General features: G+C 39.5%; 9 protein-coding genes and 1 pseudogene. 1 reads left to right on the forward strand and 9 read right to left on the reverse strand.

The window, feature by feature from the left end:
* The 3 genes from L652_RS0115815 to L652_RS0115825 all read right to left on the reverse strand — a co-directional run.
* Positions 1-284: MgtC/SapB family protein (locus L652_RS0115815; RefSeq protein WP_024603545.1), on the reverse strand; the 284-nt coding region annotated here is incomplete at its 3' end.
* 8 nt (positions 285-292) lie between these two features.
* The gene (locus tag L652_RS0115820; protein ID WP_024595118.1) at positions 293-1,405 is read right to left on the reverse strand and encodes a GNAT family N-acetyltransferase/peptidase C39 family protein; all 1,113 of its coding nucleotides are present in this window, start codon (positions 1,403-1,405) and stop codon (positions 293-295) included.
* 4 nt (positions 1,406-1,409) lie between these two features.
* On the reverse strand, positions 1,410-2,804 hold the full coding sequence (locus L652_RS0115825) for a RimK family protein (protein WP_024595117.1): 1,395 nt from the start codon (positions 2,802-2,804) through the stop codon (positions 1,410-1,412).
* A gap of 293 nt (positions 2,805-3,097) precedes the next feature.
* Between L652_RS0115825 and L652_RS0115830 the strand changes: the two genes are divergently transcribed.
* Complete coding sequence (locus L652_RS0115830; protein WP_024595116.1) at positions 3,098-3,436, forward strand: zinc ribbon domain-containing protein YjdM; 339 nt, start codon at positions 3,098-3,100, stop codon at positions 3,434-3,436.
* Between the two features lie 140 nt (positions 3,437-3,576).
* On the opposite strand, the gene L652_RS0115835 is transcribed toward L652_RS0115830, so the two are convergent.
* The 6 genes and pseudogenes from L652_RS0115835 to L652_RS0115860 form a co-directional block, all read right to left on the reverse strand.
* Complete coding sequence (locus tag L652_RS0115835) at positions 3,577-4,095, reverse strand: transposase (protein ID WP_024595115.1); 519 nt, start codon at positions 4,093-4,095, stop codon at positions 3,577-3,579.
* A 198-nt stretch (positions 4,096-4,293) separates the two neighbouring features.
* Positions 4,294-4,677: a hypothetical protein gene (locus L652_RS0115840; RefSeq protein ID WP_024595114.1), complete on the reverse strand. Its 384-nt coding sequence runs from the start codon at positions 4,675-4,677 to the stop codon at positions 4,294-4,296.
* Complete coding sequence (locus tag L652_RS0115845; protein ID WP_024595113.1) at positions 4,670-4,936, reverse strand: hypothetical protein; 267 nt, start codon at positions 4,934-4,936, stop codon at positions 4,670-4,672. Before L652_RS0115845 ends, L652_RS0115840 begins: the two co-directional genes overlap by 8 nt.
* Before the next feature lie 381 nt (positions 4,937-5,317).
* Complete coding sequence (locus tag L652_RS0115850) at positions 5,318-5,794, reverse strand: GreA/GreB family elongation factor (RefSeq protein ID WP_024603546.1); 477 nt, start codon at positions 5,792-5,794, stop codon at positions 5,318-5,320.
* 185 nt (positions 5,795-5,979) lie between these two features.
* Positions 5,980-6,915, reverse strand: a complete 936-nt coding sequence (gene secF, locus L652_RS0115855) for a protein translocase subunit SecF (RefSeq protein WP_024597021.1) — start codon at positions 6,913-6,915, stop codon at positions 5,980-5,982.
* Positions 6,908-7,122 (reverse strand): annotated as a pseudogene (locus tag L652_RS0115860) (protein translocase subunit SecD); the annotation flags it as partial. The gene secF and the pseudogene L652_RS0115860, both read right to left, overlap by 8 nt.

Raw genomic sequence — 7,122 nt, forward strand, 5'->3', positions numbered from 1 at the left:
CCTACCACAGCGCCGTCTTTAGCTAGCATTACGCCTGCGCCCAAAAAGCCAATACCAGTAATTATTTGTCCCACTACGCGAGAGTGGTCAATTACATCGCCTTGTAAATTAAACGCAGTGGATAAAAACAAATACGTGCCCAGCGTTATTAGGGCTGATGTACGAATTCCTACAGGTTTGCCACGCAATTGGCGCTCTATTCCAATAATGGCACCGCAAAAAGCCGCAGTACCAATAGCTGCCCATGAATACGGGGCTACATCAATTAAATCTAAAAAAGTCACTGTTAACCTTATATTTTATTAGCTATAGCCACCGCCGTTCTTAAACGTTGGCTACCAAACGCTGACATTTTACTAAAATCACTTCGCGCAATAGGTACATATTGGCAATCGATTGCGAGCTGTTTATCGTTACCTGGCTCACAAAACGGATCGTGAACATACACGCAGTACTCATCAAGGTGCGTAACACACACCCAGTGTGGCGATTTTTTACCATCAAAACTGTATGTACTAATTAATAACAGCACACTAAAGCCTTTACTTAACCACTGCTCAATATGCTCAAGCTCTACATCTTTATGCTTAAGCGGTATATTTGCTTGCGCTATACCATCTACAAATTGCTGGTGTACGGTAGCTAACACCACTTTTTTGTTCTCGTTACGTACACCATCTAAAAACAAAGGCTCTGTGGTATTAACCATTACCTCGCTTTTAAAACCACGCTTATTAGCTCCAAGTGCCAAACCAAACGGATGGCAACCACCATGACCCGATGTCATAAAAATGGTGGTACCTTCACGCCAAAGTGCCAGCTCATGCGATTGGGTAAGCTCAGTTGTTGGCTCAAGTGCGCCCATTGCCATTAATAGTGCAGCAGGTCCGCACGTAAACTCAGTAGTTTGCTGATACCACGGCGTTAAACGCGCCACTTTTAACTCACTCGTTTGTCGAATGTTTTTTTGCATTCGTAGTGCGTCACTGTGGTCATCGTAATAATCGCTATATTGACCAAACACTCTGTAACCTAAGCTTTTATAAAGCCCTATCGCACCTTCGTTATTTACAGCCACTTCTAAACGAAGGTAAATACGCCCTCGCTCATACGTTTCTTTTTCAAGGCTAGTAAGCAATGTCTTTGCAACGCCCTTACCTTGCATTGTGGGTTTTACAGCAAGCGAATATAAACGCGCTAAACGAGTCCCTTTATGGCACCACACTAATCCATATCCACATACTTGCTCGCCATTTTGGGCAACGAGTAAAATACCGTGTTTTGCACTAAGCCAGCGTTTTAAACTACGCGGACTTAATTTATCGTTATTAAAGCAAGCGTTTTCAACGTCAATCAGTGCATTTAAATCACTACTAAGCGCCTTTCGAATAACAAGGTTGCTCATGTTATTACCCACGGCCTCGTGCTTCTAAGCGTTGTTTAAACTCATCCATAATGATCATGTATAGCTCGTCGCCTAAATAGCCGTCTTCTACCTTGTGATCAATACTTGGGTTGTCGTTTACTTCAAGTACATATGCTTTGCCTTGATGCTCTTTAACATCTACGCCATATAAACCCCTACCCACTGTTTTACATGCTTTTAATGCTGCATCTAATACCGCTTTTGGTAACTCAAAGGTTGGTAGAGTTTCAAAGCCACCAGAGAAAAACCGTTTAGCGTCGTGGTTATAAATTTGCCAATGGTTACGCGCCATTAAATAGCGGCATGCATAAATTGCACGGCCATTTAACACACCCACTCGCCAATCGTATTCGGTATACATGTACTCTTGTGCAAGCACTAATGCGCTATACTCAAACAGCTCTGTAAGCTTAGCGGCAAGCTCATCACGGTTTGAAACTTTAAATACACCTTTTGAGAACGACCCTTCAGGCATTTTTAAAACAAGCGGATACGTAAACGCTTCTTCTAATTGCTCAAGCGTTTCATTTGCTTGATCAGCCACTACAACCGTTTTTAAACTTGGCACTTTTTGATAATTAAATGCATCGTGTAAATACACTTTATTACAACAACGTAAAATAGACTCAGCATCGTCAATAACCACTAAACCCAGGCTTTGCGCTTTGCTTGCAAGGCGATACGTTGGGTGGTCAATCGCTGTAGTTTGGCGAATAAATAACGCATCAAACTGGGCAATGTTATCAATTTCGTCAAAGCTTAATGCTTGTGCATAAATACCGTGTTTAGCAGCTGCTTTAATAAAACGTGCAATGGCGTCTTTGTCACTCGGTGGTACTTTTTCGCTATGATCAACAAGTATTGCCATGTCCCATCTAAAACGACGTTGCACAGAACTAATACGCCACTGCGTTTTAGTAAAGTTATCTAGCTTGGCTACAAATTCGCTGTACTGCTGCTCGCTTAAAGACGACATCGAGCCTTGTTGCAATAATCCTTGTTCATCAACAAATAAAATAGGCGCTGGGTATTGTTTAAATACCGACTTTGCCGCTTTTGATTGTAAATCGTTTTGGGCATTACCAAAGTAAAGTGTGCCATCTATTTGGCCCACATTTAACATAGGAGCTTGGCCACTACGAAGAGCATTAATGGTTTTTACACTGGGTAAAACTTGGTGCTTGCGCGCCTCTGCAAGTAATGAGCAATAGTAACCTTTGCTCAAGTATTGGCTTGAGTCGCACAGATTAATAATGCGTGTTTTTGGTTCGTTATGTTTTGGGTAATCACGTAAGTAGGTATTAAACGTAATTACATTTTCGAACGATTGAGCAAGCGTTTGCTCGTTGTTATCAACCACAATTAAGGTTTTAAACACGACTTTTCCTAGTTAAGTCAAAATATAAAAAGCATGCTTAGTAAAATACTAAGCATTATAAATAGAAACACCCATCGTACTAAGTGGGCATTGCGCGAATCACTTAATATGATGGGTGCTTTAACAGGTACCTACTGTACGAGTTAGCGCTTAAATTGCTTAAGCGACATGTGCTTTATATGCCCTTTTTTAAAAACGCACAAACGAGATATTTTTAGCGTGAAGATGAAAAATATTGATTAACTAATAATGCAGATTAAAATACGCAAAACAATATCTTATGAGAGTTAAAAATGTCGCTGCCTGCTTGCCCAAAATGCCAATGTGAATATGTTTACGAAGACCAACAACTGCTTATATGCCCTGAATGCGCTTATGAATGGAACCCAAATACTACACACGATGAAGACGCAATTTTAGTAAAAGATGCCAACGGCACTTTACTTAATGATGGCGATAAAGTGACCGTAGCCAAAGATTTAAAAATTAAAGGCAGCTCGCAAGTCATTAAAATTGGCACAAAAGCGGTAGTTAGAAGAGTGCTTGATAAAAAAGATCACGAGCTAGATTGTAAAGTAGATGGCATTGGCGAAATGATGGTAACAGCAAAGTTTGTAAAAAAGGCTAACTAGTAGGTCGGATAAATGGCGAAGCCATGCTATCCGACGCGTAATAAAGGCCAAAGTTATTTCATTCAACAATAAACTTTTGTACAAAGCTAAAGTGTATCATGTTGCTATGGCTTTGTCGGATGGCGCTTCGCTTATCCGACCTACATCTTAATTATGTGTATCTTTTCACCACACCAGTTACTCGTATAAATCCCTTGCTTTACGGCTCTGTGAAAACTTGAATAAGGCCAATCAACTACTCGACTAACTAGACCATGCTTTAGCGGATTAAAATGAACATAGTTAACATGGTGCCAATAATCATTATCATCCCTGATGGTATGTTCCCAAAAACGGCGTTGCCAAATTCCTCGCTCATTTTTACGTTTTCTTGTTTGAGTTAAAAACTCTGTTTTTGGGAGTGATTTTGAAAATCGCTTTTTAATTTCTCGCCAGCGCCCAGAATAATCCGTATCGTTGTCTGGCAAGGTTAAAACCGCATGAAGGTGATCGGGTAGCACAACCCATGCATCTATATAAAATGGCCTTTGGGATTTAACAACGCGGATAGACTCTCTTAATAAATCAATATGCTCAACTAACAACGATTTATTACGGTCGAGCAAATTAACAGTAAAAAAATATGACCCTCCTTTTACATAATTCCGACGATATTGCATTGTATGTCCACTGTATTATTTGTTACGCATTAGCTAAATAAAGCGTAAATTTAAGATATATACAACATTGACGTAGGTCGGATAAATGGCGAAGCCATGCCATCCGACAATAGATTTATGAACAAAGGTAATAGTTTATCGTGTTGGTAATTAGGATGGGTGTCATCCTAATTTTTTTACAGGGGAAGGTTTAAAAAATCATCCAGTCGTTAATTTTCTAAAACCTTTTTTCAAAACATCCATTTGGGAGGAAACGTTTTCTGAAGTTGTTTCACTACCTGTTTTAAGTGCAATAATAGCTAATACTAGGGATACTATAGGTAATAAAATACCAAGAACCAGAAAAGTTAGCTTTATGATGTGACCTATTTCTTTAGGAAATGCAAAGTAAGTAGCCCAAACACTAATAGCTCCACCACCACAAATCCCACATAAAACCCATAATAGATTATCTCTAAATGGATGTGTGTTTTTTAAATTGTTATGAATTTCATCCCATTGATCTTCAGGTACCATTAAACAATCAAGCGCATCAGGAGATTTATAGGATAGCGTATCTTTAAATTCAAAGTTATCACTCATTGTCTTCTCCTTGGCCCACTAACCCTACTTTTGTAGCATTTATTGTCAAAGTATTTCCGCAATTCTTACACTCAAGCATGAGTAATGGAACAAATGAGCCTCCAACAGTAAGTTCTCCGCTGCTAAACTGACGCATTTCATATAGCTCTTTATGTACGGTCCAATCTGTTGTGCTACAGACATTACATCCTCTATCCTGCGTCCAAACTTTTTTCAAAAAATCTAGAGCTATTTTTTGTTGTTTTTTAGTTAATTTCAAATGAGATCCTATGAATTATTAAGTGCTATTCGCCTAACGGCTTGAACACCACCTTGGGGGTTTATAACATGATTCAATAATTCCACTAAATAACTTTAATGTAAACAGATGATTACCCATGTAATAAAATGGGCTCTGTTGTTTTGCACCAAAACGACTTTTAATAATGTTATGAGACAAAATTACCTTTGTCGGATGGCAATTCGCTTATCCGACCTACATTTAAATATTACATATTCACCACGTCAGGTATTAAAGCATTGACGTAGGTTGGATAAATGGCGAAGCCATGCTATCCGACAATTAATTTATGAATATAAATAAGCGATTATTACGTTGGCATAGCTTTGTCAGATGGTGTTCTCTTAAAAAACCAAAGCTTTATAAAATCTCTACCACCACATATTCGTGGGCTTTACCTGTAATTGTTAACGTAATTTCATCATCAATTTGTTTATTTAATAACTGCTTACCCATTGGTGCGCCGGGTGTTACTACAGCAATTGCGTGCTGTTTAACGTTTACTGTTAAACCACCTGCTGCGGGGCCTAAATAAAACCATTTTTGCGCTGCGTTATCATCTTCTAAACATACCAGCGAACCGATAGCTATTTTGTCAGTTGGTTTTTCGTTAAAGACAGGCTCAAACAATTCTATGTTTTTATAGCAATCGTTTACACGCTGGGCTTGGCCTTGTGCTAAATAAGCGGCTTCGAGCCCTAGAGTATCGTATTTGTTTTCGGCTATGTTTTCTTCATGTGTGGCGGTATCGTGCGCGGTTTTTGCCGCTACTTTTGCTGTTGTAAGCTGCGCTTCTAGCGCAAAGCGAAGATGTTCGATAACGTGGGTTTTATTCATGGGGATTAGTACAATACAGGCTGTAAAAATAAGGCAGTTAGTTTAACATTTTTGCTAGGCTTAAAACCATTGTTTTAAACCCCGCAAGTTTGGTGGGAATACTGGCGGGGCTTAAATTTGCATTAAACAAGCAAAGAGCCATTGATTGATTGGTGCAGCTCTTTGCTTGTGTTTTATTAAAAACCTTATGGCATATCTAATAATGTTTGCGTGTGGGCATCTACTTTAACTTCGTAGTTTTTAGCGCTTAAGCCCAATAGTTCCGGCAAGGTTGCCGCTATACAAATAGACGAGAACGTACCCACTACAATGCCGGTAAATAATGCAATAGCAAAGCCTTGCAGTGGTGCACCTGCAAGCAACCAAACGCTCGCAACCGTTGCAAGTGTGGTACCCGACGTTATTAAGGTACGTGTTAGCGTACTTTTAATCGCATTATTAATAATAGTCGCTGGGCTAAGTACATTGTTTGATTGAACACGTAAAAGCTCGCGTACTCTATCCCCTACTATTATTGAGTCGTTAAGTGAGTAACCAATAATAGCCAGTAAACTTGCCAGTACGGTTAGGTTAAATTCAATTTGTAATAGTGAAAATAATCCAAGTACGAGTATTAAATCGTGCACTAGCGCTACCACAGAGCCAACGGCTAATCGCCATTCAAAACGCACTGCAAGGTAAATCATTACCGCAATCATTGCAGCAAACATGGCTAAACAGCCTTGATCAAATAACTCATCGCCCACTTGCGAGCCAATATAAGATGACGATAATACCTGTGCGTTTATATCATCGTTTTGTGTAACAGCGCTTTGCCAATCAAGGCTATTAGCTGTGGCTGATGCACTTGGCGCTTCTCTTAATTGAAAATGGCTATTACCTTGCGCGGTTAGCTCAAACTCACCGTTGTGATTTTTAGCAATAAACGATTGAAGCTCTTTTAGCTCAACGCTTTGGCTGGTTGTAAACTCAGTTAAATAACCGCCGGTAAAGTCTAGGCCGAAATTTAAACCTTTTTGCGTAAGCGTAAATACGGATAGCAACACTAACATGGCGCTTAAAAGCATGCCCATAAAACGTAAACGAGTGCCCGCCTCACCTTTCAAAAAAGTGTTAAGCATGTGCTTTTTCTCCTACTTTTTTACCCATTTTTAAATACAACGTTTGACTTAATATTTTTGATACGTACACACCTGTAAATACAGACGTTAAAAGCCCCAGTGCGAGTGTAATGGCAAAACCTTTAACGGGCCCATAGCCTATGCCGTATAAGATAAGTGCGGTGATCATGGTGGTTATATTGGCATCAAATATTGTATTTGCGGCTT

The sequence above is a fragment of the Pseudoalteromonas sp. TB25 genome, assembly GCF_000497995.1.
In the GTDB taxonomy this organism is placed as follows: Bacteria; Pseudomonadota; Gammaproteobacteria; order Enterobacterales; family Alteromonadaceae; genus Pseudoalteromonas; species Pseudoalteromonas distincta.